Here is an 18,160-nt window from a genome sequence, read left to right as displayed (position 1 = left end):
GATAATTCCTCCATTTTTTAGATTGCAGTAACTTCATAAGTCTGGCTCATTAGCATGGTGACCACTGCCGCTAACGTGTCCAGTGATGTAAAAACTAAGATGCCATGACTCACTGCCAGCGCACGAATCTTCGCACCATCATTGACGGAACTCGAGTTGTCATCAATGGTGGTGACGACCAATTGAATCGTTTGATTCGCCAGTAAATCCGTAATTTCACAGGCATCATCACTTAGTTTACTTACCTTCTGCTCCACAAAGATCCCTTGGTCTTGTAAATAATTAGCGGTCCCACCAGTCGCATACAAATTAAACCCTAATTGCGATAATTGTTTGGCTAACTTGCCAGCTTCCGGTTTTTCCTCATCACTTACGGTCATCAAGATGTTTCCATGAGCTGGCAGATGCAACCCGCTCCCTTCGAAGGCTTTATAAAGAGCCTTCGCAAACGTCGTATCCGTGCCCATCACTTCACCAGTTGATTTCATTTCCGGTCCCAGTAAACTATCAACATCATTCAACTTACTAAACGAGAAGATTGGCGATTTAACATGTACTAATTTTGATTCCGGCTGTAAACCGTTTTGATACCCTAAATCGACCAACTTTTGACCCATAATAACTTGAGTGGCTAATTGGGTCATCGGTATTTTTGTCGTTTTACTTAAAAACGGCACTGTGCGGCTTGCGCGTGGATTCACTTCAATCACGTATGCCTCTTCATTATGAATGACAAATTGCACATTCATCAGCCCGTAGCACTTCAAGGCATGCGCTAACTTGATCGTTTCACTCTCAATCTGATTTTTGACTGATTGTGAGAAAGTTTGGGGTGGATAAACCGCCATCGAATCTCCGGAGTGAATTCCGGCGCGTTCAATATGCTCCATAATTCCAGGAATAACAACCGTATCACCATCACAGATCGCATCAACTTCACACTCGCGACCAGTTACATACCGATCTAACAAAACGGGATGATCGTGCGAAACTTTAATGGCGGCGTGCATATAATGTTTCAGCTCCTGCGTGTTATGAACAATTTCCATGGCCCGACCACCTAACACATAACTTGGGCGCACCAGCATTGGATACCCCACCTTTTCGCCAACCGTTAGTGCTTCTTCATTGGTAGTGGCTGTATCTCCGTATGGTTGCGGGATCTTCAGTGCTTGAATAATTTTATCAAATTCATCACGATCTTCTGCTCGGTTAACATCTTTGACCGCTGTGCCTAAGATTTTGACGCCATGGTCTGATAATGGTTGCGCTAAATTAATTGCGGTTTGGCCTCCAAATTGAACAATAACACCAACTGGCTGCTCCAAGTCAATCACATTTAACACGTCCTCTAAAGTCAGCGGCTCAAAATACAATTTATCCGAAATGGAGAAATCAGTCGAAACTGTTTCCGGATTATTATTCATAATAATCGCTTCATAACCGGCCTCTTTTAAGGTTTGCACACAATGAACGGTGCATAATCAAATTCAATGCCTTGTCCAATTCGAATGGGACCCGCGCCAAGCACCAAAACGGATGGTTTCTCATCTCTGACACTTTCATTTTCAGTTTCATACGTACTGTAAAAATAAGGAGTTTGTGAGTCAAACTCGGCTGCACAGGTATTGACCATTTTATAAACTGGCCAAATGTGATTAGCCTGTCGTAGCTGACGAATTTCATCACCGGATTTTTGCCAGGCAACACCAATCTCTTCATCCGTATACCCATTTTCTTTGGCTATCTTTAAAATGGCTGTGTCATTCGGGCTTTGAAGTAATTGCGTTTTAATTTCAAGAATGTGCACTAATTTATCCAAGTAGAAATAATCAATTTTGGTAAATTCATGAATTTCATCAGTCGTCCATCCTCGTTTTAAAGCTTCAAAAATACAAAACAAGCGATCATCTCGCGCATGAACCAAACGATCCGTTAACTCTTGATCAGTTATGAATTTTAATTCTGGCAAACTCAGGGAATGGGTTCCGATTTCTAAAGAACGCACTGCTTTTTGCGTGGCTTCTTCGATGTTACGCCCAATCGCCATCACTTCTCCGGTGGCCTTCATTTGTGTACCCAGTAAGCGATCCGCGTGATTAAATTTATCAAATGGCCAACGCGGAATCTTGCAGACTACGTAATCTAAAGCAGGCTCAAACATTGCATAAGAAATTTGGGTAATTGGATTTTTGATTTCGTCCAAAGTTAGCCCAACGGCAATTTTGGCAGCGAGTTTTGCAATGGGATAACCGGTTGCTTTTGAGGCCAATGCGGAAGAACGGCTTACCCGTGGATTTACTTCGATAATGTCATAGTGGAAACTATCCGGATCCAGTGCTAATTGGACATTACAGCCACCTTCGATCTTAAGTGCTGAAATCAACCGCAAGGAAACATCCCTTAACATTTGATATTCCCGATCCGACAGGGTTTGGACGGGCGCGTATACAATCGAGTCGCCCGTATGAATACCCACTGGATCAAAGTTTTCCATTGAGCACACGACCATTGTATTATCGTTGTGGTCACGCATCACTTCAAATTCAATTTCTTTATATCCGGCAATACTTCTTTCAATCAAAACTTGTGTAATTGGTGACAAGTCTAATCCGTTTTCCGCAATATCGGCGAGTTGTTGCGCATCGTGGGCAATCCCCCCACCGGTACCGCCCAGCGTATAGGCCGGTCGAATAATAACGGGAAACCCAATTGCTTTCGTAAATGCTTCTGCTTCTTCAACAGTTGAAACTGTCTTTGATTCAGGTACCGGTTCTCCTAGTTTTGCCATTAATTCCTTGAATTGTTCACGATCCTCGGCCTGGTTAATCGATTTTAAACTAGTTCCCAACAATTCAATCTTGAAGTCTTTTAGCACACCGGCTTCATCCAATTGTTTTGCCATGTTAAGCCCAGTTTGGCCTCCGACCGTTGGTAAAATTGCATCTGGCCGTTCTTTGCGAATGACCCCACTCACAAATTCCAACGTTAAAGGCTCTACGTACACGCGATCAGCAATCTCTGGATCCGTCATGATTGTGGCGGGATTGGAGTTTACCAAGATTACTTCATATCCCTCTTCTTTAAGTGCTAAACAAGCTTGAGTACCAGAATAATCAAATTCGGCAGCTTGACTAATAATGATTGGACCCGACCCAATAACTAATATTTTATGAATATCTTGACGTTTAGGCATTCTGACCAGCTCCTTTTCATAATCAATGGTGATTTTGCAGATGCAAAATCTTATCCTCAACTACGGATGTCTATCCTCGCTACACCGCTAAAGCGGCTAGTCGGACTAGCTCCTTTTCATAATCAATAACAATTTTGCATTCGCAAAATCTTATCTTCAACTACGGATGTCTATCCTCGCTACACCGCTAAAGCGGCTAGTCGGACTAGCTCCTTTTCATAATCAATGACAATTTTGCATTCGCAAAATCTTATCTTCAACCACGGATGTCTATCCTTTTTTGGCGTTGGTAGCTTGTAATAGATTCTAAAAATTCATCAAACAAATGGCTTGAATCATGAGGCCCTGGCGCCGCGTCAGGATGAAACTGAACCGAAAATGCCGGATATTTTTTATGACGTAGCCCCTCAATGGTGTCATCGTTAATTTCTTCATGAGTCACCAGTAAATCAGTGTCTGCCACTGAAGATGCGTCCACGGCATAACCATGATTTTGTGCGGTAAAATCAATTCGGTTCGTCGCAATTTCACGAACAGGATGATTAAAACCTCGGTGACCAAATTTCATCTTAAACGTATCCGCCCCATTAGCTAAGGCAAACAGTTGATGTCCAAGACAAATTCCGAATAAGGGTACCGTCCGTTCAACCGTTCGAATCATTGTGGCTGCCCCTTGCACATCTTTTGGATCACCAGGCCCATTGCTCAAAAGAACACCATCAGGTTTATAATTCAAAATTTGCGCTGCCGTTGCGGTTGCAGGCAAGACAACCACATTACATTTTCGTTTTGAAAGTTCCCTTAAAATACTATGTTTTAATCCAAAATCAACAACCACAATCCGCTTGCCAGTATTGGGATTCGGATAACCATTTTTGGTGGTACTTTCCATCACCAGACTCTTTGGAGAAACTTGCATTCCTTGTTCTAAAACTGATTGAGCTTCCTTCTTAGAATTAACTAGTACGGACTTCATCGTCCCACGTGCGCGGATTTTTTTGGTGATTGCCCGCGTGTCCAATCCAGAAATTCCGGGAATGTCATGTTGTCTCAAAAATTCGTCCAAACTCATTTGATTTCGCCAGTTACTGGCTAACCGAGCTAATTCATGGACCACCACTCCTGCAGTGGTTGGGGTGACCGATTCATTATCATCAAAGTTAACACCATAATTACCGATGAGCGGATATGTAAACATCAAAATTTCGCCATTATAGGACTGGTCCGTAATCGACTCTTGATAACCAGTCATACCGGTATTAAAAACTAGTTCGCCAGTTCCGCTATGCTCTCCGCCAAACGCAGTTCCCTCATAGACACTGCCATCTTCTAAAACCAAATATCTTTTTGCCATGTTTTAATACCTCCGATAGACAATTTGACCGTTCACTAATGTGAAAAGCGTATTTCCATAAACTTGTTGGCCAAGAAATGGTGAATTATGCCCTTTTGATAAAAAACCAGTAGCCGAAATCTTTTCACGATGTGCTAAATCAAAAACCGCAATATCTGCCAGATCCCCGACCCTAAGTTGCCCCACAGTTGAAAGCTGAAATACTTGTTTAGGTGCCTCGCTAAGCCAGTCGATCAATTTGTTTAATGGCCAAATGCCAGTTTTTACAAATCTTGTATAAAGTAAGGCAAATGCCGTTTCAGAACCGACAATCCCATTTGGTGAATTCAGCAATCCTTGTTGTTTTTCTTGATCCGTATGGGGTGCATGATCTGTGGCAATTAGATCGATCGTGCCATCCATCAACCCAGCCACACAGGCCATGCGATCTTCGGCACTTCGCAACGGTGGATTCATTTTGAATTGCGCATCGCCGTTTTGAATCATTGTGTCGTCTAACAACAAATGATGAGGTGTAACTTCGCAGGTAACGTTGACCCTCGCTTTTTTCGCAATCCGAATCAATTCAATGCTTTCTTTTGTGGAAACGTGACAGACATGGTAGTGAACACCAGTAGCCTGCGCTAAAACTAAGTTGCGTGCGATTTGCGAACTTTCACTGACCTTATTCACACCAGGCATTTTCAATCGTTCAGCTGTAGCTCCAGCATTGATCACCCCGCCGTTAGTAAGTTGCATATCTTGGGCATGATCACAAAGCACCATGTTTAAGGCCGCAAGTTTTTGCATGGCCGTCCACATGACCTGACTGTTTGCAATGCCAGAACCATCATCACTAAACGCAAACGCCCCTGCACCTCGCAATGCTGCAAAATCAACTGTAGCTTGTCCTTTTCGATCCTGAGTTACCGGTGCATATTGCTTTATCTTCACGGAACTCTTTTGATTTAACTCAAGTTGCTTTTTGAAACGTTCAGGTGTGTTTGGCGTAGGATTTAGATTCGCCATTGCGCCGATTGTCGTAAAGCCTCCGTGGGCTGCAGCCGCGCTTCCGGTTTTAATCGTTTCTTTGTTTGTGAATCCTGGTTCGCGTAAATGCACGTGCACATCGATTAATCCTGGCGTAACCAAGGCTTGGTGTAAATCAATGACCGTGTCGGCAGTTTGGGCGGTACTATGCAGATCACTGATGTGCTCGCCTTCAATTAACACGTTCAACTGTTGCAATTTCTTATCGACATAACCTTGACCATTTTTAAGTAACATTGACATTGGGACACCTCCTATAAGAAGTTCTGGAAACGAAGCATTCGACTCAAGATTGCCATCCGCACAAACACACCGTTTTGCATTTGGGTAAAGATACGAGAATGTTCACTTTCAACCAGATCATCATCAATCTCAACACCGCGATTGACGGGACCTGGATGCAAGATGATGGCATCTTTCTTTAATTGGTTTACCCGCTCATCCGTTAACCCAAATTGCTGACGGTATGTTGCCGCATTAAAACTGGCATTGGCATCCCCACTAATCCGTTCATGCTGCACCCGCAATAAATTAATGACATCCATCTTTGGTAAAAGTTCCTCAAAACCGCCATGTTGCCCATACTTCTCTAGTTTCGGATCAGCCCAATCTTTTGGACCGGAGAAATATACGTCGGCACCCAGTTTCCAGAGCATCTCTGCATTCGAACGGGCAACTCGTGAATGGCGAATATCACCGATGATCATAACTTTCAATCCTTTGAAATGATTGAATTGCTCGTAAATGGTCATCATATCAAGTAAGCATTGAGAGGGATGCTGACCTGTGCCATCACCGGCATTGACTAATCCTATGTTCAGATTTTTATGGTTGAGTAAATCTTGATAGTAACCAGTTTGCGGATGGCGGACAACCGCCACATTAACGCCGATCGATTCTACTGTTTTTAAGGTGTCATATAAACTTTCACCCTTTGTTACGGAACTGGTTGACGCATTGAAATTCAAAACCTGCATTCCTAATTTCATTTCGGCCATTTGAAAGCTTGTTTTCGTGCGCGTTGAGTTTTCAAAAAATAAATTCATCGCATACGTCGGCTTTTTTAAGGTTACCTGTTTACCAGCTTTGAAAGCTTGAGCTTCATCAATTAAAGCTAGTGCATCATCCGCATCGATTTGATCAATCGTCACTAAGTTTGCTTGTTTCCGATCAGTAGTTGTCATGTCGATCATCCTTTCTTATACAAAAAAAGCACTTGGTTAATCGTTTTCCGATCAATCAAGTGCACTTAGTCTGCGGGTAGACTCTTTGCCTAGTTCTGCAAAGACTTTACTGCACCGTTTTGCTCTCTCAGGAAACAATTAAATGGTTCAGTTACTTTATATTTAGTTAGATACACAATAAAAGATCTCTCAACCGTTTTGGTTAAGAGATCTCCTCATACTTTCTACCGAGATCATTCTTAGCCTCACGGGACTAAATTAAAGATCATTTCTGTTAGTGATTAGTATGGACGATCACCAACGCTAAGTCAATAGCCAATTAATTATAGATTTTGGTGCCTGAGACTTTGTAGCGCTATAAACCCAAACACCAAAATGACAACCGCCTCAATCCCAACGTTGATCCAACTACTTGCTGTCGCACCTGAATCAAAAGCTGAACTGCTCATAAGTGGCCCTGCTACTACCATACTGACTATGAAGCTAAACCCAAAGTATAGTAAAATGCTCAGTGCTTTTCCTTTTAAAAGAATTACAGCAGTCATTAACATGACTAGTCCCGCGATATAACCCAAAACACTATAAATACTAAGTGGGACCATTTCAGGTGCCATGATTACACCAATATTTTGAAAGAGCTCATCCCAGCCACCATTAGCACCAACCTCAAAGAAAATTGTCCCGATTGGCACAATGGTTAAAATAATGGACATGACTACCGTTGCCAAGATAGTTGCCCCAATTTTTGAAAAGAACAATTTGCTTCGATTAACGCCGGAAGCTACCATCAAAGCTAATACCCGGTTTTTATAATCAATTGCCAGCAAGTGGAAGGGATAAATAATTCCCAAGAATATCATATTACTAAATAGTAATATGATCCCCAGGAGAATTGCTGTCCCTAAAAGACCTGAAGAAAGATGCTCAAAATTAACAAATAGGACAGTTGTCAAAATGTTTAAGATCAGTAAAACTAAGGCTGCAATCAAATAAAATTTATCACGCAGATATTTAAATAATTCCATTTTAAAAATCAATCTTGCATTCATTAGTTAACCTCCTGCTGATCTAGCACCGAAACTTTGGACATCGCGGTAATCGCAATCGCGTGTTCGCCGAGCTGTGGATATAGGGTCTGCCACTGTTCAGAATTAATATCTATTTTAAACCCAGTGGCTGTTTTATCAAAAGAAACTTCTGCTGAAGCAAGTAAATCAGCAAAAAGCGCGTCATTATCAGTGGAAATAAGGCGAAAAGCTTGGTCATTCACGCTAGTCAAGTCGACAGTTTTAACTAAGCGACCCTGGTCAATCATGAAAACTGTATCGCATAAACTTTCCAAGTCAGTTTGGACATGACTGGAAATAATTAATGTGTGTTCCGCACTCGCCCACTCTCGTAAGTAATCCTGAAACCACTTAACCGTTTTTTGGTCCAAACCACGGAATGGTTCATCCAAAATTAAAACTTCTGCAGAATTAATCAGTGCAATCAATAACACCAATTTCTTTTGCATCCCGTAGGAAAAAGTCTTAACTGGGCGATCAAGGGCTGCTAATAGTCCCAACTCGTCAGCCAACTTTTCAGCAGCAACGGCATCATAATGACCTCGCAACCCAGCAAAATATTGAATATTAAATCGGGCACTATAATCTTTGTAAACAGAAAGGTCATCTAGGACAATTCCCATTTTGGTTAAAATGGCAGTTTCTTTGCGTGGATTATGGCCATCAAATATAATTTCTCCAGAATAATCCGTAATAATATTCGTTAAGCATTTAAAGAACGTTGTTTTACCAGCCCCGTTGGCCCCGACCAAACCATAAGCATGCCCGGGAGCAATTGTAAGTTGGTCAATGTCTAATGCTTTAATACTACCGTAACTTTTACTTAAATTTTTCACCGTAATCGTCATTACACCATCTCCTCGTATTATATAATTTGAAACTTTGTTATTTACTATTCCCTACTTAGATGTTGCGTGATATTCTCTAATTGTTCATTGGATTTAGGTCCAACTGGTATAGGCTTTCATCTCCTGTAGATTATCTACGTTATAAGCGCGCCGCCCAGACAATTCGAAACACCGCAAACCACAAGCTGTAGCGATTAATTTGATTCGTGTTCACTCGCGTGACACGCAGCTGAATCTTTTAATCTAGTCTTCTTATATTGCGAGGATGCCCGTTAGAGTTGGAATTAGGGAACATCACGCAGCACCTAAGCTTATCCAATTAATTCAAAGTGAAAGGAGGTCCTATCCTATGAATTTATATTTAGGTATTGATGTTGGTAAAAATAAATTAGACTTTTGTGCTTTAGATTCTGATCAACATTGCCGTTTTCAAGATGAAACTACTAATGATCTTAATGGTGCCGTTAAAATTAAACAGGTAATCTTAACTGAGACTAAAACCCACCATTATGAAAAGATAACTGTTGGTATGGAAGCCACCTCGGTCTATAATTTTCATCCGATGACTTTTTTCGCCGAAGATAGCGAGTTACAAGCCTTAGGCTTATCGGTTATCACCATTAACCCCTATACGTCACATCATTTTAGCCAGTTATTTGATGATGGTAAGACGGATGCGATTGATGCCAAACAATTAGCTGATTTGTTACGGATCAAACCACTGGGAACTTCAGTTGCTCGCCAAGAAAACTATGTGGCTTTGCAACGTCTAACACGGGAACGTTATCACTTGGTTAAACAAATGACTGATTCTAAAAATCATTTTTTGAATAATCTTTATTATCGTTGTAATACGTTAGAACGGGAGCTGCCAACATCCGTTTTTGGTTCAACTATGATGACCCTAATTACTGATGAAGAGTTAACCTTGGACGAGGCAGCGGCGCTACCTCTTGATGAATTAGTCACCCATCTTCAACAGTTAGCTCACGGTAAGTTTGGTGATGCCGAAGCCGTTGCTAAAGCTATTAAGAAAGCAACCCGTTCTTCTTATCGCCTATCAAAAGTCGTAACAGATTCTGTTGATGAAATTTTGGCGGTCTATGCGAATGAAATTCGGATGTTAAAAAAACAAATCCAAGTTTTGGATAAAACAACTACATAGATATCTACTCAAATCACAGATATCAATTGTTTAACTAGTGTTCCCGGTATTGGCCCAGTTTATGCGGCTGGTATTGTGGCAGAAATTGGTCAAATTGAACGTTTTCCCGATGAAAGTCATATTGCCAAGTATGCTGGCCTGGCTTGGTTACCACATGAATCAGGCACAAGCGTTCGTCAAGCTACACCACGAACTCGTAAGGGTAATCAATATCTTCGTTATTATCTAGTTGAAGCTGCCAACTCGATAAGACGTTATGATGTTACTTACCAACGCTATTACCACAAAAAATATGAAGAGGTACCCAAGTATCGTCATCGTCGAGCTATTGTCTTGACGGCACGAAAGCTTGTAAGATTGGTGGAAGTCTTGCTTAGAAACCATCAATTTTATATACCACCCAAAGTGGTATAGCTTTCGAGTTTACGATACTGAGTCCCTTCTTAACCCGCTAAATTAACTGTTTTAGTGGGCTGGGGAAGCTATACTCTCAAGAACTGATTAATAATAAAAACAAAGCTTTTTACATACTTGACTTATTACCACAAGGCTCATATTTATGTATTATTATATCAAAATTAGATATTCATTACACTATTATTTCATACGTTTATTTTTTCGAATTATATAAATTCAAATTATTTTAAACGCCAAGGCAATCAAAAAAAGTAGTGAATCATCGGTATGAAGATTTCGCCAATTTTTTTACTTCATATTCTCTTTGACTTAACTCACATTATCAAAAAATTAGTCATAATAGGTTTCTGTTCCCACATCCAAAAGTTTGATTGCTGATTCACCAGCAATCCGACCTGAGTTCCAAGCAAACGCACAGCTAATTCCTTCTAGAGTTGGATATGAAGTATCATACATCCCACTGGCATTGTTGCCGGCCACAAACGTTCCTTGCACAGGCTTTTTGTTCGTCTTCAAAACTTCCATCCTTTCATTAGTTTCAATGCCGCCAATGGTTCCTAAAGAAGTCGAGCGAGCCTTAACTGCATAAAATGGTCCTTGCGCTACTGAAAAGCGCATGAATTCACTTGGCTTATAGAAATCAGAATCTTCTTTTTGGGCAACCTGCATATTGTATCGGTTCACCGTTTGTCCAAGAGTTTCTTTTGAGACCTGAAGTTGCTCTGCTAATTCTTTTAAGTTTTCGGCCTTCCAAGCGGCCCCTTTGGCAACGGCTTCTTCTAAATCAACATCAATTTGGGGAAATGGTCCAACCTTATGTGTCATTGGTTTGTGCGCCAAACTGACAAACGTTCGCTCAAATGAATTGGTCCAATTAAGTTCTTGATCAGACAATTTATCCACGAGGGCTTGATCCAAAATGAAGTAGTACGCTCCGCCAATTGTGTAAGTAATATTCCCCCACAGCGCAAAGTCATAACAAACACTTTCATCAACAAATCGTTTGCCACTTTGATCAACCCACAGAAACGGCAAATTGGTTAGGGTAAAAATTGTGTCGTTGTGCCATTTAGCGTCATGTGGTGAAATGACAGAAGCTGCGTGATTTTCAAACACCCCAATATGGCTGGTGTCTGCGCCCAATTGTGCCAACATTTTAATACCGTCTCCAGTTGCTTTGCGCTCGCCCATGCTATACAGGTTATTTGAATCAATTGCTAAATGTTCTTTGACCAAATCTGAGTTGCCAATAAATCCACCATCAGCTGCGATAACTATCGAACAATCAATCACAAAATCTTTCTTGTTTTGGATAACTTTAATCCCTGTAACTTGATCCTGATCACGGATAATTTCAACTCCAGCAGTTTGTAACAGCAACCGTCCACCTTGATCTTTGAAATTTTGCATTAATCGATCAAATCCGGCAAATTTATCAATATATTGGTGATAGACTTTAGGATGATCTTGATGCACTTCTTGAGTATTGTTGACTAACTCGGTTTTTAATCCGCGTTCACTCAACCAATCAATCGTAGAAGCTGATTTGGACAGAATTGCTTTTGTTAAGGCAGAATTAGAACGGTAATGCGTGTATCCTACCAGCTCTTGGTAAGCCTGTTTTAAAGTGAAAGAATTACCTTCCGCTTCTTGCTGGCTACTGCCAACTGCAAACAAGCCTTGAGCACCAAACATTCCGGCACCCCCAAACTTATCTCCCTTTTCAAGTAAGATAACCTGTTTGCCTGCTTCAGCTAAAGTGAGTCCCGCACCAATTCCTGATGCGCCGGCCCCAACTATCACTACATCTGCTTTCATGTCCAAAGATCTCCTTTGCAAAAATTTGTTTTGTCGATCGTTATCAGTGTACTCCAATATTTACATAAAATCAGAATGCTTTACGATCCTCAAAAAAATTCTATCGCAGGCTTATTTTGCCGACAATAGAATTTAAATTATTTCTTTTAGTACATCTTGGCATCAATATTCATAATTTTCCAGCCAATCAGCTAACTTTTCTACGTGTAAATTCAATTGTAAAGGCCACGTATTTCGACCACCATGAATACTGGCATCTACCTGGCTCTGCCCACTTAAGACCGACTTATCATTACCCTCTTCTTTGATTTCCACATGTTCTCCAGTTGAAGAGAAATAATTCATTTGTTTGCTATCAATTTGTCCCAACCATTCGGCCTTAGTTTGGACCATGCCGGTCATATGAACTAAATGAAAATTATCATCTGAACTGAACCCCGATAATTTGAATTACTCCAATTATCGGGGTTTGTTATGTTCTCAAAGGAAAATAAAATAAATGCAGTTCTAGAATTAACTAGTGGCCTGCCTCAAAGTATCATCATGAAAAAGTACAGTATCAAGGGCTCTGCCATTTTGTATGAGTGGAAACGCAGGTTAGAACAGTTCGGTGTTGAAGGTCTCAGTTTAAACCATAGAAAGACTTACTTTGATTATTCGTTTAAAATGAAAGTAATTAAATGGCGTTTAGATCAAAATGCATCCTTGCCGATAACTGCTAAGCAGTTTCGAATTAAACATCCAGCTGTAATTTGGCAATGGGAACGAGCTCTTGAACAAGGACACCTTAATCCTAATCAAAGGCGGTCAAATACCATGTCAGATAGTAATAATGAAAAGTCTAAAAAAGAGTTAGAAGAAGAAAACCGTAAATTGAGAGTTAAATTAGCTTATTTGGAAAAATTGCACGCCTTGGTTCAGAAAAAGAAAGCATTAAAAACCAGGAAAAAGCACAAATAGTTGCTGAATTAAGGCGTGATTTGAACGAAGTGATTAGCTTTGTTTTAAAAGTTGTCGGTATGTCAAATAGTAGTTATCATGATGCACTTAACCTACAATATAAAACTAATTATTCCCAGGACTTAGTGGATGAAATTCTTCAAATTAGATAAGATAATCCAGATTTCGGATATCGTACGGTTACCGATGCATTAAGAAACAACGGTAAAATTATTAACCATAAAGTGGTATTAAAGACTATGAAACAAAATGACGCGCTTTGTCATGCTTTTGATCGAAAAAATAGAAAATATAATTCTTATCGAGGCACTGTTGGTAAACTTGCTAAAAACAAACTGAATCGCAGATTCAATACGGATCGACCTTATCAAAAAGTAGTGACCAATGTGACTGAAGTTCGCTGGGGTTCTGGTTCGATTTCTGAGCGGACTTATTTTACTTCATTTGTTGATCTTTACAGTAACGAGATATGTCATGGAATATTGGTCTTAGCCCTAATGTAGCGTTTGTCACAAAACCTTTAATGGATTTAATTCGTTCAAAACCACAATTACCTTATAAGATGACAATTCATTCAGATCAAGGTTTTCAATATCAGAATTATCAGTATGTTTCCAAGTTAAAGAAAAACCACATTATCCAGAGTATGAGTCGCAAAGTGACTTGTCTGGATAAAGCGATTGCTGAGAGTTGTTTCCATATTTTAAAAGTTGGAACGGTCATAATAACCACTATTCCTCCTACGAAGAATTAAGAATAGCCATAACTGAATACGTTAGTTATTATAATAATAAAAGAATTAGAACAAAACTGGCCGGAAAAACTCCGGTACAATACCGAAACCTATCCGACCAGTTGGTTGCTTAAAATCCACTCCAAATTATGGGGTTCAGTTCACATTCCTTTTTTTATGCTAATTTTATCTCCTCAATGACCACTTCTTTAATACAATACTAGTGTAAACTACGGTCTGGACTCTATAGCAAGCTTTAATTCTTACTTTTTTATTATTTGCCACGTGTCATTCTAGTCAATTTGAAGTTAGTCGATAAATAATCCTCATCGTAGTCGGTGAATCAGTACCTGTAAAGAGATATTGTGCGGCACGGCTCTCGCTGAATCGATATCAGTAACTACTTCCACTAAATCCATATCAAACCGGACAGCAACATCACTCCAAATATTAATCACGGTTTCAGTACTAGCTCCAGCCGGCATTACTAAAACCAATTTTTTTCGTCTAAACGGATTATCAATTCCCTGCACCTCAGCCATTCGCTTAATAAATGCGGTCATTGATGATCTACTTTGCCAATCTGGCGGCACACCGACAGTCAAAACATCTGCGTCACGAACCGACTCACAAATACCTAAAAATTCATCCTCATCCTCTTCCCCAAGATCAGCTAAAACGAGATGTTTAGCTAAACTAATCGTTTGACTCATCTGCTTTGAAACAACTATTTTAGCTAATTTAAGAACCAGGCTACCGTGATAATTACTTGTATTAATAAATAATGTTCGTTGCATACGCTCACCTCAAAATTATAGACAAAGTTGATTGCTCTGTCTTCAATAACCGTAGTTTAAGCCCTAGACTGAACTCTATGGCAAGCTTTTTAATCAAAAAAATTTTCTGAACGAATTATTATTTTTAGCGCAGTTCAGTATAAACACCCTTTAAGGGACAATTGAAGCATTAAACGCATAAGCAAACAGAATCAGCGAATAGCTTTTGGCTTCCGTAATTACCATCATTCAGTTTCCCGAATCAAGTCACAACAGCTGCGAACCAAACCAAATAAAAAAACAGAACTAGAAGTTATGTAACTTCTAGTTCTGTCCAAAAATTAGCTATCAGTAGGATTGGACAGGTGCCCAATTTAAACTTAATGATTACATAACTGTGTCTTTGCTTTATCTGTTATTCATCAACTTTAATAATTATTTTACCATGAGCGTGACCAGTTTCGGAATATTCTAACGCCGCTTGCGCATCTGGGAGTGAAAATATCCGATCGATAATCGGTATTAATTTTTCCTGTTCAATCAACTTTGTCAATTGCTCAAGTTCTTTTCCACTAGGTTGCATAAATAAAAAATGATACGACACATGATATTTGCGCTCCAACCGCGATAACTTAAGCGTTGCTAGTCCAAATAACCATGTTTTTAGCCACCCTAATTTTCGTTCACGACCAAATTTTGCATTTGGTAATCCCGATACTGAGACAATCCTGCCACCTGGTTTTAAGATTTTAAATGATTTATCAAGTTGATTGCCACCCAATGTGTCAAAGACTATATCGTAGTCGCTCAAAACGTCTTCAAACTGCGTAGTGTGGTAATCAATTACTTGATCCGCACCTAATTCTCTAACTCGTTGTTCATTTTTAGCACTTGCAGTAGTTGTTACATATGCTCCTAAATTTTTTGCCAGTTGAATTGCAATTGAACCGACGCCACCAGCACCAGCCTGAATAAATACTTTTTGGCCGGGTTCCACCTTGGGATATCAACTAATGCTTGGTAACTGGTCAACCCAACTAAAGGAATCGCAGCTGCTTGCTCGAATGATAAATTAGCTGGTTTAAGTGCAATATCAGCTTCATCGACTGCCAAATAATCTGCAAAAGTACCAATTCTTGTATCGCGTGGCCGACCATAGACCTCATCACCCACTTTAAATTTAGCCACCTGTGCACCAATCTTTACAATTATGCCAGCAAAATCCTGGCCTAAAGTGAGTGGCATGGTATGCTTCACCAGTAACTTAACTTCTCCATCACGAGTCTTAGAATCAATTGGATTCACACTGGCAGTTTTGATTGCTACAAGTACATCAGTGGCTCCAATTTCAAGAATTGGTACTTGTTTTAAAACAAGTTTAGCGTGACCGTATTTGTTAATTTGCATTGCGCGCATTGTTACATTCATTTACTCTCATTCTCCTCTGCTAATCGCTCAATGATTGCTGCAGTTTGTTGCATAATCGCAAAGTTTTTACTTGGCTGAACTGCATAATAGTGCTTAGTGCCATCCTTTCGAATTGAAACTAGCTGAGCCTCTTTTAAAATTTTCAAATGATGTGAAACTGCAGGCCGTGATAAGTGAGTTTGCTCGGTTAGTTGACCAACTCGCAGACCATCGCAACCAGCCTTCAATAACGAAATGATAATTGACTGCCGGTTTTCATCCCCTAATGCAACAAAAATCGCTTGGCTTTGTACAAACCCACGTTCAATCATTTGAAAGTCTTCTGTTTTTTTCATATTAACGTTCCTCCGTTAAAACGTTTAAACCTTTTCATATATTTTATCGTATTAATTTCAAAATAGCTACATCGGGAAAGTAAATCGAGACAGAGCAATATTTTATTTCTCTTGCTATATTTTCAACAATTTTTAAAGTATCTGGCATCATTATTATTCGCTAATTAAACCTCTATAGAAAAAAAGTACTAGCAAAAACATTGCGACTGTATACTTTACCCTGCTGATCTATAAATTAGGTTATGTATGAAAATAGCTATAACTTTAATTAAGATTATAGCTATAATCAACCGATTTAACACTTGTAATTATGCGATTATTACATCACTTGTTTGCTTGGACGAATAATAATTTCATTAATTGCTGTATCTTCTGGTGCATTGATTGCAAAAGCAATCGATTCCGCAACACGATCTGGCGAAATTGCAAATTGATCATAAAATTGTTCAGTCCCTTTTTTGACCGCTTCATCCGTAATCGAGTTTGTTAGTTCAGTTGCAAATGCACCTGGTGACACAACCGTAACCCGAATGTTACTACCAGCCTGTGCCTCTTCTTGGCGTAAGCCCTCACTAATAGCTAAAACAGCCTGTTTAGTAGCGCTATAAACAGCAGAACCAGGTCCAACAATATGTCCTGCAATAGAAGAAGTATTAATGAAATGACCAGACTTCTGCTCACGCATAATACCAAGTGCTGCATTAATACCGTAAAGGACACCCTTTTCGTTGACATCGATCATTCGTTCCCAGTCTTCAACTTTTCCTTCTGCTAGCACAGATTGTGGCATTAGGCCAGCATTATTCAGCCAAACATCAATTCGACCATACGTGTCGATTGCCTGTTGAGCTAATTTCTTTACAGAAGCAAGATCCGTCACGTCAGTCACCATGTAAGTTGCTTCACCATCTGCAGCTTCGATATCTCTGACAATTTCTTGTAAACGAGCTTCACGACGGGCGCCTAAAACTAATTGATTGCCCTGTGCGGCCAATAATTTTGCCGTTGCTTCACCAATACCACTTGATGCACCTGTAATCACAATAACTTTTTTTGTCATAAAATAAACACTTCTTATCTGTTTTCATTGCTTAATATAAACCTTAGTCTGCACACTATAGCAAGCTTTTTGTTCTAATTATTTTAAAAAATGTGTTTTATATCAATCATTTATTTCTTAATAGAACGATGGTTTACTCATATTTTCAGAACCCTTTTCAATAATTGCGACATTTTTATTAATTTGCAGTGTCGGCGTTTTTACCATATCAGTAATAAAACGTGCGACTGCTTGCCGTGAGACTTGCGCTCCTGTGACCATTTCTCCAAATGGAATCAATGTATAATCGTCATTCTTCGAATTGTTGTATAGCATTGACATCCGTACATAAGTGTAGTCAATATTAGAATCAGAATCCAACGCATCGATTGCATTCCGCTCTGGTTGTCGGTTTGAAAAATAGGCCCCCATAGAAGATTTTCCCCATTCACCGAACTTACCCCCAACTTCGTCATAAAGTCCTATGGTTCCAGAAACTATTAATCGACGAATACTAGCTTGTTGCATAGCCGTAGCAGTCCCATTCATTGCGTCCGCAGTTGGCACATTCAAGAACACTATATCTTGACCTTTGAGGGCATGTACTAACGTGGCAATATCCAAAATATCACCATCAACGATATTCTCTCGCTCTGGTACACTTAATTGAACGCGATTAGTTACGTTATGGCCAAATAAAGTCAACTCGGCATCAGTTTCTCTTAACAAACGTTCAATCAAAAAACCTGATATTTGTCCTGTAGCGCCTAAAATAATTACTTTCATTTGATTGCCTCCTTGACAGCTTAAC

15 protein-coding genes and 4 pseudogenes are annotated in these 18,160 nt (G+C 39.8%); 6 read left to right on the top strand and 13 right to left on the bottom strand.

The features are described from left to right. Window positions 1–17: 17 nt before the first annotated feature. The 6 genes and pseudogenes from carB to ACLHK8_RS01125 form a co-directional block, all read right to left on the bottom strand. Window positions 18–3,196, bottom strand: a pseudogene (gene carB, locus ACLHK8_RS01150) (carbamoyl-phosphate synthase large subunit). A 256-nt stretch (window positions 3,197–3,452) separates the two neighbouring features. After that, entirely contained in the window at window positions 3,453–4,550 is a 1,098-nt protein-coding gene (locus ACLHK8_RS01145) for a carbamoyl phosphate synthase small subunit (protein WP_063698515.1), read from the bottom strand. A 3-nt stretch (window positions 4,551–4,553) separates the two neighbouring features. Further along, window positions 4,554–5,822: a dihydroorotase gene (locus ACLHK8_RS01140; RefSeq protein ID WP_057774780.1), complete on the bottom strand. Its 1,269-nt coding sequence runs from the start codon at window positions 5,820–5,822 to the stop codon at window positions 4,554–4,556. Between the two features lie 11 nt (window positions 5,823–5,833). After that, window positions 5,834–6,763: an aspartate carbamoyltransferase catalytic subunit gene (locus tag ACLHK8_RS01135; RefSeq protein WP_082623313.1), complete on the bottom strand. Its 930-nt coding sequence runs from the start codon at window positions 6,761–6,763 to the stop codon at window positions 5,834–5,836. A gap of 323 nt (window positions 6,764–7,086) precedes the next feature. Beyond that, window positions 7,087–7,812, bottom strand: coding sequence for a hypothetical protein (locus tag ACLHK8_RS01130; RefSeq protein ID WP_434520346.1), 726 nt, complete (start codon window positions 7,810–7,812; stop codon window positions 7,087–7,089). After that, a complete protein-coding gene (locus tag ACLHK8_RS01125) occupies window positions 7,812–8,678 on the bottom strand; it encodes an ABC transporter ATP-binding protein (RefSeq protein ID WP_323715101.1) in 867 nt (288 codons plus the stop codon). Before ACLHK8_RS01125 ends, ACLHK8_RS01130 begins: the two co-directional genes overlap by 1 nt. A 349-nt stretch (window positions 8,679–9,027) precedes the next feature. On the opposite strand from ACLHK8_RS01125, the pseudogene ACLHK8_RS01120 reads away from it, so the two are divergent. Next, window positions 9,028–10,257 (top strand): annotated as a pseudogene (locus ACLHK8_RS01120) (IS110 family transposase). 333 nt (window positions 10,258–10,590) lie between these two features. On the opposite strand, the gene ACLHK8_RS01115 reads toward ACLHK8_RS01120, so the two are convergent. Beyond that, window positions 10,591–12,078 carry an FAD-dependent oxidoreductase gene (locus ACLHK8_RS01115; RefSeq protein WP_057774792.1) on the bottom strand — a complete coding sequence of 496 codons (1,488 nt, stop codon included), beginning with the start codon at window positions 12,076–12,078 and terminating at the stop codon, window positions 10,591–10,593. 162 nt (window positions 12,079–12,240) lie between these two features. Next, window positions 12,241–12,447 (bottom strand): hypothetical protein, encoded by a 207-nt coding sequence (locus ACLHK8_RS01110; protein WP_156486334.1) that lies wholly within the window; start codon window positions 12,445–12,447, stop codon window positions 12,241–12,243. Window positions 12,448–12,552: 105 nt separating this feature from the next. On the opposite strand from ACLHK8_RS01110, the gene ACLHK8_RS01105 reads away from it, so the two are divergent. From ACLHK8_RS01105 to ACLHK8_RS01085, 5 genes and pseudogenes are all read left to right on the top strand, one after another. Next, on the top strand, window positions 12,553–13,038 hold the full coding sequence (locus tag ACLHK8_RS01105; protein ID WP_063697598.1) for a hypothetical protein: 486 nt from the start codon (window positions 12,553–12,555) through the stop codon (window positions 13,036–13,038). Window positions 13,039–13,058: 20 nt separating this feature from the next. Then, a complete protein-coding gene (locus ACLHK8_RS01100; RefSeq protein ID WP_269451346.1) occupies window positions 13,059–13,190 on the top strand; it encodes a hypothetical protein in 132 nt (43 codons plus the stop codon). An 18-nt stretch (window positions 13,191–13,208) separates the two neighbouring features. Beyond that, window positions 13,209–13,541 (top strand): annotated as a pseudogene (locus ACLHK8_RS01095) (IS3-like element ISLsa2 family transposase); the annotation flags it as partial. Next, window positions 13,508–13,792 (top strand): hypothetical protein, encoded by a 285-nt coding sequence (locus tag ACLHK8_RS01090; protein ID WP_323707337.1) that lies wholly within the window; start codon window positions 13,508–13,510, stop codon window positions 13,790–13,792. The pseudogene ACLHK8_RS01095 and the gene ACLHK8_RS01090, both read left to right, overlap by 34 nt. Further along, window positions 13,729–13,905 carry an IS3 family transposase gene (locus ACLHK8_RS01085; RefSeq protein WP_406827424.1) on the top strand — a complete coding sequence of 59 codons (177 nt, stop codon included), beginning with the start codon at window positions 13,729–13,731 and terminating at the stop codon, window positions 13,903–13,905. Before ACLHK8_RS01090 ends, ACLHK8_RS01085 begins: the two co-directional genes overlap by 64 nt. 192 nt (window positions 13,906–14,097) lie before the next feature. Here the strand turns inward: ACLHK8_RS01085 and ACLHK8_RS01080 are convergent, their stop codons facing one another. From ACLHK8_RS01080 to ACLHK8_RS01060, 5 genes and pseudogenes are all read right to left on the bottom strand, one after another. Next, window positions 14,098–14,568 (bottom strand): hypothetical protein, encoded by a 471-nt coding sequence (locus tag ACLHK8_RS01080; protein ID WP_057775470.1) that lies wholly within the window; start codon window positions 14,566–14,568, stop codon window positions 14,098–14,100. 394 nt (window positions 14,569–14,962) lie between these two features. Beyond that, window positions 14,963–15,963, bottom strand: a pseudogene (locus tag ACLHK8_RS01075) (NADP-dependent oxidoreductase). An 8-nt stretch (window positions 15,964–15,971) separates the two neighbouring features. Next, window positions 15,972–16,286, bottom strand: a complete 315-nt coding sequence (locus ACLHK8_RS01070; protein WP_197460030.1) for an ArsR/SmtB family transcription factor — start codon at window positions 16,284–16,286, stop codon at window positions 15,972–15,974. 343 nt (window positions 16,287–16,629) lie between these two features. Continuing rightward, window positions 16,630–17,370, bottom strand: a complete 741-nt coding sequence (locus tag ACLHK8_RS01065) for an SDR family oxidoreductase (protein ID WP_063697607.1) — start codon at window positions 17,368–17,370, stop codon at window positions 16,630–16,632. Window positions 17,371–17,487: 117 nt separating this feature from the next. After that, window positions 17,488–18,135 carry an NAD(P)H-binding protein gene (locus ACLHK8_RS01060; RefSeq protein WP_323707338.1) on the bottom strand — a complete coding sequence of 216 codons (648 nt, stop codon included), beginning with the start codon at window positions 18,133–18,135 and terminating at the stop codon, window positions 17,488–17,490. Window positions 18,136–18,160 lie beyond the last annotated feature (25 nt).

It is taken from the genome of Pediococcus sp. M21F004 (genome assembly GCF_051122535.1).
Classification (GTDB): Bacteria; Bacillota; Bacilli; order Lactobacillales; family Lactobacillaceae; genus Pediococcus; species Pediococcus inopinatus.
This window is presented reverse-complemented; position numbering and strand designations above follow the sequence as displayed.